The sequence below is a fragment of the Pseudoalteromonas sp. XMcav2-N genome (assembly GCF_024124545.1).
GTDB lineage: Bacteria > Pseudomonadota > Gammaproteobacteria > Enterobacterales > Alteromonadaceae > Pseudoalteromonas.
In genome coordinates, this window is record NZ_JAMXSF010000014.1 from 89,902 (window position 1) to 106,399 (window position 16,498).

General features: G+C 49.5%; 10 protein-coding genes. 6 read left to right on the top strand and 4 right to left on the bottom strand.

Annotated elements, in window-relative coordinates; translation table 11 throughout:
* Positions 1 to 7: 7 nt before the first annotated feature.
* From NH568_RS17265 to NH568_RS17275, 3 genes are read left to right on the top strand one after another with little or no spacing between them, the layout of a single operon-like run.
* Complete coding sequence (locus tag NH568_RS17265) at positions 8 to 826, top strand: MBL fold metallo-hydrolase (protein WP_253049219.1); 819 nt, start codon at positions 8 to 10, stop codon at positions 824 to 826.
* Positions 823 to 3,048 carry an adenylate/guanylate cyclase domain-containing protein gene (locus tag NH568_RS17270; protein ID WP_253049221.1) on the top strand — a complete coding sequence of 742 codons (2,226 nt, stop codon included), beginning with the start codon at positions 823 to 825 and terminating at the stop codon, positions 3,046 to 3,048. Before NH568_RS17265 ends, NH568_RS17270 begins: the two co-directional genes overlap by 4 nt.
* Before the next feature lie 10 nt (positions 3,049 to 3,058).
* On the top strand, positions 3,059 to 4,711 hold the full coding sequence (locus NH568_RS17275) for an HD domain-containing phosphohydrolase (protein WP_253049223.1): 1,653 nt from the start codon (positions 3,059 to 3,061) through the stop codon (positions 4,709 to 4,711).
* Positions 4,712 to 5,699: 988 nt separating this feature from the next.
* Here NH568_RS17275 and NH568_RS17280 read toward each other — a convergent pair.
* The 3 genes from NH568_RS17280 to NH568_RS17290 form a co-directional block, all read right to left on the bottom strand.
* Positions 5,700 to 7,886 carry a winged helix-turn-helix domain-containing protein gene (locus tag NH568_RS17280; protein WP_253049226.1) on the bottom strand — a complete coding sequence of 729 codons (2,187 nt, stop codon included), beginning with the start codon at positions 7,884 to 7,886 and terminating at the stop codon, positions 5,700 to 5,702.
* Positions 7,887 to 8,349: 463 nt separating this feature from the next.
* Entirely contained in the window at positions 8,350 to 9,540 is a 1,191-nt protein-coding gene (locus tag NH568_RS17285; RefSeq protein WP_253049228.1) for a hypothetical protein, read from the bottom strand.
* Between the two features lie 95 nt (positions 9,541 to 9,635).
* Positions 9,636 to 10,535 (bottom strand): response regulator, encoded by a 900-nt coding sequence (locus NH568_RS17290; RefSeq protein WP_253049230.1) that lies wholly within the window; start codon positions 10,533 to 10,535, stop codon positions 9,636 to 9,638.
* A 99-nt stretch (positions 10,536 to 10,634) separates the two neighbouring features.
* Between NH568_RS17290 and NH568_RS17295 the strand changes: the two genes are divergently transcribed.
* From NH568_RS17295 to NH568_RS17305, 3 genes are all read left to right on the top strand, one after another.
* Complete coding sequence (locus tag NH568_RS17295; RefSeq protein WP_253049232.1) at positions 10,635 to 11,405, top strand: chromosome partitioning protein ParA; 771 nt, start codon at positions 10,635 to 10,637, stop codon at positions 11,403 to 11,405.
* Positions 11,406 to 11,490: 85 nt separating this feature from the next.
* Positions 11,491 to 15,405, top strand: a complete 3,915-nt coding sequence (locus NH568_RS17300) for a two-component regulator propeller domain-containing protein (protein WP_253049234.1) — start codon at positions 11,491 to 11,493, stop codon at positions 15,403 to 15,405.
* An 86-nt stretch (positions 15,406 to 15,491) separates the two neighbouring features.
* On the top strand, positions 15,492 to 15,704 hold the full coding sequence (locus tag NH568_RS17305) for a hypothetical protein (protein ID WP_253049236.1): 213 nt from the start codon (positions 15,492 to 15,494) through the stop codon (positions 15,702 to 15,704).
* A gap of 96 nt (positions 15,705 to 15,800) precedes the next feature.
* On the opposite strand, the gene NH568_RS17310 is transcribed toward NH568_RS17305, so the two are convergent.
* Positions 15,801 to 16,496, bottom strand: a complete 696-nt coding sequence (locus NH568_RS17310) for an ERAP1-like C-terminal domain-containing protein (protein WP_253049238.1) — start codon at positions 16,494 to 16,496, stop codon at positions 15,801 to 15,803.
* Between the last annotated feature and the right edge of the window lie 2 nt (positions 16,497 to 16,498).

Consider the following 16,498-nt stretch of genomic DNA (forward strand, 5'->3'; position numbering starts at 1 on the left):
GTTAGGTATGAAAATAAAGTTTTACGGTGTGCGGGGGTCGACCCCCACACCCGGTCCAACCACCGTGCACTATGGCGGCAATACGGTCTGTGTAACCCTTGAGAGTGACGAAGGAAAGCGCTTGATTCTGGATGCGGGGACTGGACTTAGAATACTAGGCCAGGAACTGATGCATACCCGTCAGCCCTTCTATATATTACTGAGTCACAATCATTGGGATCATATTCAGGGCTTTCCCTTTTTCATTCCTGCCTACATCGCCAAACGCCAGATAACCATAGTGCCGGGCGTAACAGAAGAACACGCCCCTGATGCCATCCTAAAACAAATGCTGGGCAGCTATTTTCCTGTGCCACATACGACCTTAGCTGCAGATATTCGAGTGGAGCCACAAACCCAGGATCAGTGGCAGTACGAAGACTTTGACATTCAACGCTGCGCCATGAACCATCCAGGTGGTGGCAGTGCTTATCGCATAAGTGCAGATGGTATAGACATTGTCTATGCCACAGACAATGAACTTAACCCACCAGGTTTGCCTGTTACCTCGTTTCAGCAATGGGTGGACTTTGTCAAAGGGGCAGATTATCTGATCCATGATGGCCAGTTTATTCCGGATGATTATCCATTAAAGCATGGCTGGGGACATTCACTTATTAAAGACGCTTTGCTGTTGGCAGATCAAGGAGCTGTGAAGCACCTGGTGCTGATAAGCCATGATCCGGATCGCAGCGATGCAGAACTTGACCAGATAGCCGCTGATATCAAAAGCCAAAACTGGTCATTTGCGACCATTTTAGCCAGAGAAGGGCTGACACTCCCATGAACCTCCCGCAACTATGGCGCAAATACTATCAGCAGTGGGTGTGCGGTTGCTTTTTGATTGTTCTGTTTATGGCTTTACAGCTGTTAACCCTATCCCCCGCCTCCCCCTACGGCGATGCGTTTAAACGACTCGAAGGCTTGGGCTATGACCTGCGCCTTAAATCAACACTCCCATTGCAATCACGTTCTTTTCTGCCCATTGTGATTGTCGATATCGATGAACCCAGTCTGAAGCAAGTAGGCCGCTTTCCCTGGAGTCGCCATGTTATGGCACGTTTACAGTCTCAACTAGCAGATGCCGGCGTGGCGGTTATTGCCTACGATATCCTGTTTTCAGAGCCAGAACTCAACCCCGCACAGCAAGTGCTCAGTCACCTCACTGACACTTTACCGGCCGTGTCTCAGACACTACAAACGCTGGCACCCACCATAGATGCCGATAGCGCATTCTCTGCCCGCTTGCAGGATACAGATACCGTACTGGGTCTGTTATTTGAGCATCAGCCGGATATCCGGGTCGGGACCTTGCCGGAAACGATTTTTTTCAGCACAGTGCCAGCCTCTTCATTACCAGTTCCAGCCTTTGCCGGACACGTTGCCAACGTGCCTGAACTGCAGCAGCAAAGCCCGGGAAGCGGCTTTATCAACAGTGCCCCGGACAGCGACGGCTTTATTCGTAATTCCATGTTACTGGCTAAACACCAGGGTCAGCTTTATCCGGCGCTGGCGCTGGAAGCGGCCCGACTCTACACCATGGCCGAACAAGTAGAAGTGGTCACCAAACCGTTTGGTGAGGGGCACAGTGTAGAAGGGATCCGCCTGGGAACCCAGCTGATCCCAGCGGATGATTACGGCCGGGTTAATGTTCCCTACAGGGGCCCCGCTTTTAGCTTTCCCTATGTTTCTGCCGGTGACGTATTGAGCGGCAATATCGATACTCAACTATTTGATCAGGCGATTGTTTTTGTTGGTACATCGGCGGTTGGTCATGCCGACTTGCGAACCACGCCTGTCGGCGTCCAGTACCCGGGTGTGGAAGTGCACGCCAATGTACTTGAGGGACTGGTATTCCCCGAACTGCTGCCTAGCCGGCCAAACTGGATGGATGGGGCGGTTATAATGCTATTGCTGATCTCAGGGTTACTCTGTGTGATTATCTTGCCTCGGCTTGAAGTCCTGGGGATCGCGGTATTTACACTGTGTCTGAGTGGGTTATTTATCACATTCAGTGTCTATTTGTGGGTCAAATTACGACTGGATTTGCCACAGGTTGCGATGCTGTCCATGTTGATCAGCCAGGCTATGATCCTGGGCAGCCTTGGCTTTGTTCGCGAGCATAAAGAGCGACTGCAGATAAAGTCGATTTTCGACCAATATGTACCACCGGCCCATATACAGGCAATGCTGGACAACCCGGACAGTGTGTCCATGGAGGGGGAAAAACGTGATATTACAGTGTTGTTTGCAGATATTCGCTCATTTACCACTATCTCTGAGTCATTGGATGCAGGACGGCTCAAGTCCTACCTCAACCAATATTTTTCACCCATTACACGCATTATTTTTGAACACCAGGGCACCATAGACAAATACGTTGGGGACATGGTGATGGCGTTCTGGAACGCTCCCTTACCCGTTGAGCACCATCCGGAGCTGGCAGTACGGTGTGCCATGGCCATGCAGGATCAGGTGGATGCGCTACAAGAACCAATGCGTCAACAAGCATTACCGCCTTTTAAAATTGGTATTGGGCTCAATACCGGAGACATGAACGTGGGCGACATGGGCTCAGAGTATCGCCGCGCTTATACCGTGCTGGGTGATGCCGTGAATCTGGGCTCACGTCTTGAGGGCCTGACAAAATACTATGGGGTCGGGATATTGATTAATGAAACCACACAGGCACAGTGCCCCGGGCTCGTTTGTCGCCCTATCGACAAGGTGAAAGTAAAAGGTAAAAACCAGGCCGTCACTGTGTATGAGCCCATATGTAGCAGTGATGCACTGACCCCGGCGCTGCGCATTGAATTAGAGTCACATCAACAAGCCTGGACACTATATTTATCACAACAATGGCAGCAGGCACTGGCAGCTTTTACTAAACTTAAAGAGCTGTCACCAGAGCGAAAAATCTATGCGCTAATGTACGAGCGCATCCTGACATTGCAGGCGCAACCGCCCGGTGAAGAATGGGATGGCAGCTACACCCATACATCGAAATAGCAGGTAAGTTATGGAACAGCATATTCGAAACATTGCAAATAAGTTTGAGCAGGCAGGCTCACAGGTGGCGTTACAACACTTGCTTAAGCTGGCCATTGAACTGGCGTCAGAACACGACACCAACAGACTACTTGAAAACATCCTGCTATCCGCCATGGAATTAAACGCCACAGACGGTGGCACGATATACTCAGTGTCTGAAGATATGCAGCTGCACTTTGCCACGCTCATCAACGGGCCCTTGGATCTTCATATGGGCGGCACATCAAATCAACCTATCCCGTTTGCACCAATCCCCATTTATCTCGAGAATGGTCAATGCAATGAAAGTGCTTTGGTAGCACTGGCAGCAGCAAAACGAGAGGTGATCCGGATTGATGATGTGTATCAGTGCAGTGAGTACGACTTATCCGCAGCGCGAGCCATGGATGCAAAAACGGGTTACCACACACAATCAGTGCTCACGATCCCATTACTCAATCACGAAAATGAACTCAATGGTGTGCTGCAGCTGATCAACCCGCATAGCAAAGGGGAAATTGTGCCTTTCTCTGCCCAACAGACCGATATGATCTGCTCGATCGGTGCACTCGCAGCCGTTGCATTAACTAACCGGCAGCTGATTGATGGCATGGAAATGCTGTTTCAGGCCTTTACCCGCTTGATTGCAAAAGCCATTGATGAAAAGTCTCCCTATACCGGCGGACATTGTCGACGAGTTCCGGAACTTACCATGATGATTGCAGAAGCTGTTCATGACGCAAAATCGGGCCCAATGGCTGAATTTTCAATGACAGAAGCCGATCGAGCCGAGCTGTCATTGGCCGGGTGGCTGCATGACTGTGGCAAAATCGCCATCCCTGAATATGTTATGGATAAAGCCACAAAGCTAGAATCCGTTAATGATCGTATTGCACTCATTGATGCCAGGATAGAAATCGCAAAGCGTGATCTCGAACTGGATTACACCAAGCGTATTTTACGCTTTGAACGAGATGGTGATGAGGCACAGGTATGTCACCTGAGCGCGGAACTGGACGAGAAACTGGCGCAATTAGAGCAAGATCGTCAATTTTTGCGCCACGCCAATATCGGCGGAGAGTTTATGCGCGAAGAGGATCAACAGCGTGTGAAACAAATTGCTGAACAAACCACGGTCAGGATTGGCACCGAATTACACCCCTTACTCAGCGAAAATGAGGTGTATAACCTCAGTATTGCACGCGGCACTTTGACTACAGAAGAAAGGCAAATCATTAATCGTCATATGGACATCACGCTGGAAATGTTAGAAGCATTGCCCTTTCCTAAGCACTTGCGTCGCGTTCCGGAATTTGCCGGGGGTCATCATGAAAAAATGGATGGCACAGGCTACCCAAGGGGACTGACCCGTGAGCAAATGTCCGTTCCAGCTCGTATCATGGCGATTGCTGATATTTTTGAAGCGCTGACGGCAGCAGATCGCCCCTACAAAGATGCAAAAAAGCTCAGTGAATGCTTGTTTATCATGGGGAAAATGAAGCTCGGAGATCATATAGACCCCGATTTATTCGATGTGTTTGTCAACTCTAAGGTGTATTTAAAGTACGCACAGCAATTCTTAAAGCCAGAACAAATCGATGAAGTGGTACACGAAAAGATCCCTGGATATGAGAAAAAATAGGGCCGAAAAATAACTGCCAATAATGGTGTGCATTGACAATGTAGCTGTGACGACTTGTTATCTCTGCGGCCCTATATCTAGGGGTAACATATTTGTTGTTATTATTATTTAGTACGGAATACAATCATCCTGTTACAGCACGGGTATCCTGTGAATGGTATTGATGAATCTAACCAGCGATGCAGCAGCAGTAGGACCACTGCATCGCTGGAACTCAGTCCTTGATAATCATCGACCTTTCCTTGTGAACGTCTGGGACACATAACTGCGGGTGGCAGGTGCTCACCCTATGCTTCCAACACTATTCCTGTTGCTCTCCTTGTGTTGGTCCAGACCTGTTTATTATTATTGTTATTATACCACCTGCTTGTTGCAAAATAAGCAACTAACGTACCCGAAACAACTACAAGATGATTTCGCAGTACATTCTGAGCTAACACCAGACATTCCTTTCTCGATCCTTCGGGGCCTGGTACCTACTCCTTCCTTTCCTTGCAAGCAGTATTGTCCGTCAATCACTTACCTCCCTTGGTTGTGCTGGCAAACTGCGCCAGATTACAGACTAAGTTACAACCATTCATCAGTCCTTGTCCGGTTGTTGTTAACTCGGTTGAAACTATAAAAATTTATCTCAAGTTTCGAAACAACTGTTACATCTCTTTTTTATAACCAAAAAAATAAGCCTTTATATCAAAGGCTTATTTCGTTTATCTGTTCAAAAATAATGATGATGCTATTTCTTCGCATTAACTATTTCAAAAGGCCATTCACAAAACGGCCCAACGCGACACTCTTTTACAGGGCCTATATCATCTTCCCTGGAGGCCTCAGCGGTAGACGATGTCATTGATACACACACCACAGTCAACGCATAGGCAATGCTTTTAATTGCTTTAGTCAAAATGATGATCCTTTTATTTGATTGGGTAAAGTACAAACAGAGGTCAATAATAATTATTAGAAAGAGGACCTCTTTCAGGGATCTATGTTAGTGGTTTATTGTCATTCCGACAACAGCGGTATCATTTATTTGTACAGATAAGGCTAAGACTTTGCTGCCAGTAGCATCTGTGGATATGGTGGGATAAAATGCGTAAAAGCGATGTGCATCTTGGCTATATTCGCCGGTACGCCAGTTAAGTGTGTGAAGGTAAGTTTTGCGGGCATCAAATGTACTCCAGATAACCACATCGCCCCTGACATACCAGCGGCAGATATATCTGAAGTCAATTTTATGATTAAGGGCAATTGCATCACTGTCCAAATCACTGAAGTAATAAAGTGAACCATCACCTGTGGTTGCTGCAGCTGCTATATATCCATCGCCAACCGGGCGGATAGAGCGGTACTTAGGCAACAGTAAAGCGCTCATTTTAGTCTCGATACTGTAACTCTGTATTTCCCATTCTCCGGCGACATTCACTCCATAGTAAATGTACTTGTTATCCATACTAAACACAGCATCACTGGTTATTTCTGATGAGGAAGTGATGTACTCGACCTGTCTGTCTTCCATCGATAAGAGTGCTAATTTTCCCCCTTGCTTCAGCAGTATGCCTTTAGCAGTGTGAGAAATGCTTAACAGCTCCAGCATTTCTTTACTGACCAAATAAGGTTCTACTTCACGTGTATCGAGTGACAGCCGGCCTATCGTAAATGTCTCATTGTGCAGGAGTAAAACCCATTTATGCGCTTCAGAACTGTCATCGTAGTACATGTTTACAATCTGAGGCTCCGCATCGATGACATTCAAAACCTGACTCTGTGCCCCAAGCGATTGCTCCAGATACAAACGATTGGCCCGAGTTAACGCCTGTTGAGTCAGTAAAATATCGGTCCCATTGTGCGAATCTAATGCGCGCAGCAACGTCTCGTTATCTTCAATTAGCCTGATTTCTTCCCCCGTCTCCAGATCGAGCTGGATCAGACTTGTTCTACCCAGTAGCAATATAGTTTGCAGGTTCTTCCATTCCACATGGCGAATTGGTGCCTTCCTGCTATATATCAGTGTTTGCTCTTTGTTTTCCAGGTTTAGCAGCACCACGTGATGATGCCCCTGGCCTTCTTTTAACAAGGCTAACTGTCGCAGGTCCGGAGAAATACTAACATCATACAAGATCTCATTAGGCTCACTGAGGGTGAATAACCGAGAATATTGGCGAGACTGCAGATCCAGTGCGTAAAGCATACTATCCTCTGCCCCAGCCTGGATCATGGGAAACAGCACTTCTGAAGGGTGTCGCCCCTCTGAAATGTAACCGATAGATTCGACACCTTCAAGCAGGGTTATCTGACCCTGTTCCGGTTCCGCCATGGTCAGTGGAAGCAAACGCAAGGCAGTGCTTCCGTTTACAAAATCAACATACACCAAGACCTTATCATTCTGAGCAAACTGTACAGCAAGAACATTTTCTGCATTATGTGTCAGCTGCCTGGTGGTACCATTTTGTCTGTCAAAAATATATACCTGACGATCTTCTTCTATCGATGTACGTCCGCTAAAAGCAATATAACGACCATCGCTGGAAACCGAAAGATCCAATTTTTCGCCATTAAAAGACGTAACCTGATCTAAATCGGCCACCTCCACCACTTGGGTTTCCTTAATAAAGGTGCTAATTGCATCATACTTTACCCAGCCCACAACCATCGCCAACACCATGGCAAACGCCAGCCAGGTCGCGAACCATCTGTCACCAGCGGATTTATCAGGCTCAGAGATTAATTCAGCAGCGCCAATACTTTGATCAGGTTGCGTTTGTGCACTATCACCTGTCTCTCCTGGTAATACATCATTGGTTCGTACGTCATTGGGTGGCACGTCGTCTGGCTCGAGGCTTTCCACAGGCGCAACCTCACAGACCAGTTTATAACCCCTTTTAGAAACCGATTTCACATAACGTGCGTTGGCAATATCGCTGTCACCCAGAATCAACCTGAGTTTTTTTACGGCACTACGCACGGCAGTATCAGAGACAATGCGATCTGACCAGACTTGCTGATGTAATTCTTCGATGCTCACATATCTGTCTCGATTTTCATACAGATACAGCAACAACGCCATGACCTTAGGCTCAATGGCAACCTCTACGGCATCACGGTATAGAACCTGATCGCCGAGATCCAGAACAAATGCCCCGAGTGTTGTCAGTTTAAGCTCTTTTAACGAAGACATGGCATCCAATCAAAGTGGTCAAAATTCCAATTATTGATAGGCGAGAAGGCCGCCTGGCCCAGTATTACAATAATACGTTGAGTGCTATTGCAGGCGCCACAGGCAAGCTTTACTTCAATGATAATAGTATTTTACGATTTCAAATCGTCACAATTGACAAGATTAGCAGGGAAGAGAAACCAAGTTCAACTAAAACCTGCCAAACACATTTCAGTGAACGTTAAAACTTGTTGCAAGTGTGTCTAATTATTTCGAAATATACAATTCTATAGATAGAAACTCATTTACACGCATAAATAATTCAATGTTCAACATTCTTTTCCCCTGTTAGTATTAACCTCTAATCAGCCAGTTTCCCAACCCCAAGCTCCTCAGGAAAGTCAGTCAAGAGGCAATACGATGAGGCAAACCCAACTGCGCAATAAATATCACTTTATGCTCTGTGCGAAACACAGTGTGATGATCAACCACAAATATTCGCATAGATATATATTGCGTCACTGCGGGCAAAGCTCAGTGCAACCTTGCCAGATGAGATAAATGCAACAGAGGTGGGCGCCTGTCTATTCTGCACATCAAGCTGAGATAAAAACTGCCATTGATCACCCCTTACCCGGGAAAATGTATAAACCTGACTGGAGGACTCCGACAAAGCCAGCATACATTGTCCTGTGGGATCAAAATCCAGACGAGAAATGGCGGCCAGTGACAGACCTTCAGGTCCTCTTAGTTCAACAGAGTGTTTATAATGACCCTGTGGATCAGGGCTATAAACCAATACCCCGTGTTTTTGTGCCACCAGCAACTCCTCGCTCTGTGGCACAAACGCCACGAACATAGGCGCTGTCAGCGCCACTTGATGGGCTAACGGCAATGTTTGTTGCAACACCAGCGACTGTGTATCAGAGCCATCAAAGATAGCCACCTGATTAGCCTGCATACCCGCAACCGCCACTTTGCGACCACTGCCGGAAAGCGCGACAGAAACGGCTCCGCCCAGTGCGCTCACCTGCTCAGCCCGAACGGTGTGACTGATCCGTAACAGCCCCTGTGAGCTCAGCTGCACTAAAGCCTGCGACACATTAGCAGCAACGTAACTGATCCCATCGGTACCACCTGCAATCGCATATGGACCCAACAGTGCCAGCTGGTCTTCGGCGGCAGTGATTGGCTCGCCCTGTCTGAATACCCGTTTCGCATCTATCCGATCGGATAAATAAGAGAGCAAAACCAGTTTATCATCATGCTGCAGGCGGAACTGCGCGACGGCACCGCTGTAGAAGCTGACCACCTGAATGTCCCGATTCATACCGGTAAACGTCATATCCGACGCCCCCACCAACATTCCCTCAGCCTCACTGCCTGAGATTATGTCCAGCATAGTCAGTGACCCGTCATCAGCCACACGATACGCAGCCAGAGCATCATCATCCGCACTGACCGCATATAGCACTTTTCGGGACTCATCGAATAGCAGGCGTCGTACATTATCCAGCCCGTCGATGCCATTTTGGTTGTCTACATAGCGATGTACCAAAGCAGTACCGGGCGAGCGCTCTTTGACTGCGGCGCACCCGGCTAACGCACAGCTCAAACCAGAGAATATAAAGAAGTGGTGCAGCCAGTGCCTTACTGCGACAGAGTTAAATATCATCGTCCCTCCTGCGGACAGTTGGTTATTCCGTTGCTTTGCGATAGCATCTTTGAAGACCTGCCCACATACATGATTGCGAATCGAATCACCCGGCATTAAACCCCGACAATCAGCATTTTTCCCTGAGCCATACCCTCGCGCTCACAGCTCAAGTCCAGGCGACTATCGAGTGGGTACTGATACAAACGTTCCAGCTTGGGGTGGCGCTGGTACAAAAATGTGCAACTTCGGACAAACAGGCTCATTTTGCTCTGTTTATCCAGAAATGCATAGGCCGTTTTAGACAATGCCTCTTTACAGGCCGTCATGATTTCCGGATTTACCTGATTTAAATGAATGGCATTGTGTGCCTCTTCTTCGGGGATCACTTGCAAACTACTGGCTAATACACAGGCTGCGTACACATCCAGCACCCCAATTACCCTGGGTTTTTGGCTGCCACGCTCTGCATACACCACCATCACACAGGGGACTTTGCTTTCATCCAACTGTTGCGCCTTGATGGGTTTTAAAATCAGAGAGTCGCTGATATTTTTCTGCATCAGGCGCTCCAGCATATCGGTTTTTGGTAATGCCAGCTCTTCTCGAAGTGGTACTGCCTCATCCTCAGCAATCACTTCATTGGCCTCTAGTTCTAGCACCAATGGCATAATCGCACTACGCAGCGCATCGTCACTAAAGGGTTTGGACAGAAAAAACGCACAGCCCAAAGAGTTCGCGTATTCTATCTGTGCTGTGTCATCAACGGTAGAAATCATCGCTACCGGCAGCTCTGGGTGACTAACGCGCAGAGTTTCAAGCAACTCGATGCCTGTTTTGTCCGGCATATGCCAGTCAGTCAGGATGATCTGCGGTTGCCAGCTATCAATCTGTTCCAGTGCATCATCCACACGACTGGCACAGCGCAAAAACAGCTTTCGGTATTCAAACTGTTGTAGAGCACGCCGGATGATTTCACAGGTCGCATGGCTATCGTCAACGATCAGAACTTTCACTCTTTACCCTAACGCAATTATTCTTGTTAAGTATAGGCAGAATTTTCAACGAAAACTAAACTTATCTTATTGATAAACAAAAGCGGCGTATCACAGCTTATGGTTCCTCTCGAAGTTTACCAATACGTAGCGCTGAATGTCGGGCTGCTGATCCTGGCAGCCTGGTTCTATATTTTATTATTGATTTTAAGAGAGTTTCGTCAGTTTGCCGGGACTTTTTTAAACCACAAACAAGCCGCACCAGACAACGACGAACTGCTTGCACAGTGCCGCGAATCGGTGACCCGGGCCAGTCAATTTACACAGCAGCACAGCAAAACCATTGCGGAACTTTTGCAGGTACAAATGACACTCGAAAATCAGCTCTCCCAGATCCGAGCATCAACTGCGGATCACATTACCAAAGAAGAGCAGGGGTCAATCAATGAGCTGAACAAAAAGCTCATCCGCTCTCATAAACTCATCAAGCGACTGAAAGGTGAACTGGATAACAGCGGTAAAAAACTGCGCCATGTCAGCTCCAAACTGGAACATCAATTCCAGTCTGCCGACACTCTGCGCCAGGCAAATACGCAGTTACAGGAAGAGCTGGAACAGCTTAAGCAGGACAAAACGGGCTCATCCGCTAACGTTATGAGCGACCAGCAAACCCAAACTTTACTTAATCAGTACAAGCGGCAAATCGAGGAACAAAATCAGCTGATAGATCAACTCTCTGTAGAACATGAGGGTGACGGCAGCAGCGCAGAAGTCGCGGCCCTCAAAGCGGAGCTGGAACAGACCCGACAAAAACTAACCCACCTGAGCAAAGAGAAAAACTTTGTAGAGAGCCGCTACCTTGAAGCCATCAAGCAAAATAAGCCGCAATAAACCCGGCGCACATCGTGTCGGGTTATCTATACTGGATAGGCATATACCGGTATTACCTCAGCGCACTCAATCTGGGGGAGCATAAGTGATTCGATTACCTGGCCTGCAGCGCGTAGCGGCTTTATTCTTAGTGTTATGTACTTATCTGATGACTGCTCATAGCTATGCAGCGGTTGCAGTAACTGAGATAAACGCACATCAGAGGCAACAACCACCGACTGGCGGCGCGTTTTTCGATCTCGGCGAATTGATTTTTCAAACCATAGGCGACAACGAACAAATTCCCCAGGGGGTGGTGACCGCACTGGCGCAGGACCGGGACGGGTTTATCTGGATCGGCACCCAGTTTGGTCTGCTGCGCTTTGATGGCTACCGCTTTGTGTCATTTCTGCATGACCCGAAGGATGATACCAGCCTGTCCGGCAGCTTTATCAGGTCCTTATGGGTAGCACCGGATGGCCGTATCTGGATAGGAACTTTCACTGATGGAATATCCGTCTACAATCCTGCAACAGAACGCTTTAAACGTTTTGAGCATAACCCCTCCGATAACAATAGCCTGTATAACAATACTGTCCGTGCGCTAAGCGGAGATGATCAGGGTAACATTTACGCCGCAACGGATAACGGCCTGAATCACATCGAGGCCACAACAGGTCGGGTCTCACGGCTCAAAATAACCGGCTGCGACCAGCCACTTGTACAACCACGCCTGCGTTCACTGTTACTCAGGGGTGCAAACACACTGTGGGTGGGCAGTAAAACGGGCCTCTGCCGCGTCACCTTACCAAACGGGCACGCCTCCGGGGAGGCCGATTGGCAGCAACCACTGAGTGGTGAAACCCTGGCAGCATTTAATCAACAAAATGTGTTTCGCCTGTTTCAGGACGCCAATCACGCTATCTGGGTTGGTACCACAGATCATGGGGCTGCTTTTTTCATGCCGGGTTCTGATCAGGTGACCCGTATTCTCCATCGTCCTGGCGATCCAACCAGCCTCAGCCACCACTGGGTGAATGGCATAATACAGCCAGATCCCGATCATATCTGGCTCAGCACCTCCGGAGGCGGGATCACTGTGGTGAATGCCAACAGCGGTGCGGTGATCCGACATATTCGCCATGATCCGCTTAACCCCTATAGTATCAACCTCGACTCTATGGGTGCCCTGCTTGTTGATGCCTCCGGGTTGATCTGGGCGGGCACCTGGGGCAACGGGCTGAATCGCCACAACCCGCACAACGGTGCGTTCAGAACGTTTGTCCGGCGATTATCCTACCCCCACTCGCTCAGTCATGAAGATGTTCGCAGCATCACGGAGCTGGACAATGGCCAGATCTGGGTTGGTAATGCGCAAACAGGGATCGACATCATAGATCCCAGCATTGGCGTTATAGCCGGTCACCGGCCTGATCCTGGCGATCCAGGCAAGCTTGCCGACGGCTATGTCCGGGTGATCCGGCAAACCTTTGATGGCAGCATCTGGACCGGCTCAGCCAATACCGGATTGCACCACTTCGATCCTCTGAGTCAGCAGTTTACACGTTACAGCAAAGCCGATGGTCTGCCCGGTTATCAGGTTGTGATGTTACAGGAAACCGCCAATGGACAGCTATGGGTTGGCACCGACGAAGGGTTAGCGCTGATGGACATTCAAACCCGCCAGCTACAGCCACTGAGCGCCTTTAAAAATCATACCCTGCTAGCAGGCAAGCCAGTCCTGACGATGGCCTATATGGCCCCGGACCTTCTGTGGGTCGGCACCCGCATTGGTTTATTGGTACTTGATCTGACGGCGAAAACCGTGACCGAGATCAGTACTCAGGCACTGACCACTGACACACTGTCAGACAGTTACATCAAAAGCTTACTGATTGATAACCAGGGCCGCCTGTTGGTCGCGACCCCGCACGGGCTCGACAGGCTGGTTCATTTCGATGGCCATCAGGCACAGTTCGAGTCACTGGATCAACTGGCAGGCAGACCGACTGGTACCGCGGGGAACCTGATGGAAGATGCGCAAGGACGGATCTGGAATGGCTATGGCTGGCTGGACCCGTCAGCGCAAAGCTTTGAAGATCTCGGCGTTGCTGATGACTGGGACACGGGGACCATGTGGACGGGTTCCTATACTAAACTGCGCGATGGCACCCTGGTGTTTGGTGGCACAAAAGGGATCCTGTTGCTGCGCCCTGAACGCTGGACGCATTGGACCTATCACCCGCCACTGGTGATAAGCGAGCTAGCTGTCAATAATCAGCCCGTCACAGTACCCAAACAACTGGTGCTGCCTCCTAGCACCCGCAGCTTTTCGGTCGAATTTGCCGCACTGGACTTTACTGCCCCACACAGCAATCGTTACGCCTATCAGCTGGCCGGTTATGACGAGCAGTGGATCCCGGTCGATGCCAGTAAACGCCATATTACCTACACCCGATTGCCGCCCGGTCGTTATCAACTCAAGATCAAAGGCAGCAACCGCAAGGGGCAATGGAGCCAGCATCAGTTAAACCTGGCAGTGATCCAGTTACCGGCCTGGTATGAGACCTGGTGGTTTCGCTTGGGGCTACTGCTGCTGATCACCACTTTGCTGTACCTGGCGTATTTATGGCGAATTAAAGAACTCAAACAGCAACAAGTCGGGCTCGACAACCTCGTGCAATCGCGCACCGCCAATATCTCGATGCTGGGCACCATAGGCAAAGACATCACCTCCACGTTAGATTTGTCATCGGTCCTGGAGCGTGTCTACAAGCACGTCAATGAGTTAATGGGCGCAGATGTCTTTGTGGTTGGGATATTGGATACCGAAAAGCAGCGTATCTCCTGTCGACTGGCGATTGAAAAAGGGCAAAAACTTCCGGAGTTTGAGTATGCTTTGTCCGACACTCAGCGCCCTGCCGTCTGGTGTGTCACCCACCAAAAAGAGCTCAGGGTCAATCAAATCAGCGAGCTGACGCGCTATGTCGGCCACATTGCACCGCCGGTCAGCGGTGCCGAAAGTGAGTCGCTGGTCTATCTGCCATTGATTATTGATACCCGGATAATAGGCTGCTTAACGGTGCAAAGTTTTCAGCCGCATGCCTTCAGCGACAACGACGTACAGATGTTACGCACCATAGCCAACTACACAGCCATCGCACTGGCCAACGCCGACTCCGTTGCCCAGCTGGAAAGCACCTTTAAGCAACTACAAACCGCCCATGAAGATCTCAAAGTAACCCAACAACAGTTAGTCCAGCAGGAGAAAATGGCGGGACTTGGCCGGCTGGTCTCTGGCGTTGCTCATGAAATCAATACGCCGCTGGGCATTGGCATTACCGCAGGTTCTTATGCCAGCAAGGCGCTCTCGGAATGCGAGCAAAAGCTGGCCACCGGTAAACTGACCAAAGACAACCTTGAGCAGTTTATGGCTTTGCTGAAAGAAAGTCTGCAACTGCTTGAGTCCAACCTGAATCGTGCGGCTCAGTTAGTAAAGAACTTCAAACAGGTGGCAGTCGACCAGTCCATTGAAGAACTAAGTACCATTAACCTGCCAGACTACCTGAACGACGTACTCACCAGTTTGCACCCTAAGTGGAAGCATACTCAGGTCTCAGTGCAAACCGACTTTCCCGGTGAAGCCAGGATGTCGACCTACCCGGGCGCGATTGCTCAGATCCTGACAAACCTGGTGGATAATGCCATTAAACATGGCTTTGATGAGGGCACCCAACCCGGTACGGTCACGATTTCGCTCAGTACCAGTGACGAACATATCACCTGGAGTGTGTCTGATGATGGCGCAGGCATGAGTGAAGACACCCTCAGCAAAGTCTTCGAGCCTTTTTATACCACCCGGCGCAGCAATGGGGGCACCGGACTGGGGATGCACATTGTCTTTAATATTGTGACGCAAAAGCTCAAAGGCACCATAGAATGTCACAGTGAAGCAGGACAAGGGTGCTGCTACACCATCGTGCTTCCAAACACGCTTGCACGCCCGGATGATAGCGCCTAAGCCAGCCTGATGACCCAAACGCAGCGCGTTTAAAAAGCAACAACTCTCTGACCGGGCTTAGGGATCCGGCAATAAATACCAAATTGATGTTGGCGTTTTCGCTATTACTCCCACTGACGCCATCAGCAATGGCGACCAAAGGTATGGGCATGGTTGCACGTCTCTACCCCAGTGATACAAGCGTCAACGCTCGACTGAAAGGAGCGGAGTGTAAAAGAGGCGCAAACAATGGCAACACTGACTGGTACTTCGAGCTGTCTGATGGTACCGCAGGCATCAATATCGCCGTGCTGCTGTGAGCTTGCTGCGAGCGGGACAATAATCAAAATTGGCTGTTTATCCTGCGATCCGGAACAAGCACAGCACCTCAGCACTTGCTCCGGCCCCAAGCTGCCCTACATAGCGGCAATCTCTTTTCTGGCTTGACGGGTATCTCGGTGACAATCGCGGATATGTGCCCCAGCTATCGCCAGTTTCTTTTCCAACCCGGGTACTGCCAGCCAGTCGGCAAAAGTGCGCTTGAGCAGGGCATGGTCTTGTTCTGAGCACCCCGTGATAAAGTTATACGGGAACCACTGTAGCTGGTCATCGGGGATCCGCGCCTGGATCTGTGCCTTGTGCTGTTGTATATACCGGGCAGCAACTGGCCTCAGTGCACTCTGAAATGCCGGAAACTGAAAGCGATAATCGATCACAAAACTACGTGTGGCCTCACTGAGCAAAAAGTCATAAAACAGTGATACTTGCTGTGCATTGGCTACATATCCCAGCGAATCCAGCAGATCTTCCTGAACCGGGCGACTATCCGTTTTGAACAGCTTTAATAAGGCCTGATATTCGTCGTTGGTGCTATTTCTGGCCAGTACCCGCAGCACACTGGCGCGATGCCGGAGCTGAGCAAGCGGTTTGCTGGCGGCATACTCACGGGCAAACCGGATCGCCTCGGGTGCGGCAAGATACATCCCATAGAGCTCAAGCCAGCTGCCACCTGTCCTTAGTGTGATCAGCTCCTGCCACGGACGCTGTACAGGCAAACGCTGCGCCAGAAAACCCGCAAACTGAGGCTGCAAATGCGCGGGGATCTGTGCCACAA

Bases quoted from the DNA above. Each gene is read 5' to 3' on its own strand.
- NH568_RS17305 (WP_253049236.1), top strand. From the start codon at position 15,492: ATGTTGGCGTTTTCGCTATTACTCCCACTGACGCCATCAGCAATGGCG.
- NH568_RS17295 (WP_253049232.1), top strand. From the start codon at position 10,635: ATGGTTCCTCTCGAAGTTTACCAATACGTAGCGCTGAATGTCGGGCTG.
- NH568_RS17265 (WP_253049219.1), top strand. From the start codon at position 8: ATGAAAATAAAGTTTTACGGTGTGCGGGGGTCGACCCCCACACCCGGT.
- NH568_RS17275 (WP_253049223.1), top strand. From the start codon at position 3,059: ATGGAACAGCATATTCGAAACATTGCAAATAAGTTTGAGCAGGCAGGC.
- NH568_RS17280 (WP_253049226.1), bottom strand. From the start codon at position 7,886: ATGTCTTCGTTAAAAGAGCTTAAACTGACAACACTCGGGGCATTTGTT.
- NH568_RS17285 (WP_253049228.1), bottom strand. From the start codon at position 9,540: ATGATATTTAACTCTGTCGCAGTAAGGCACTGGCTGCACCACTTCTTT.
- NH568_RS17270 (WP_253049221.1), top strand. From the start codon at position 823: ATGAACCTCCCGCAACTATGGCGCAAATACTATCAGCAGTGGGTGTGC.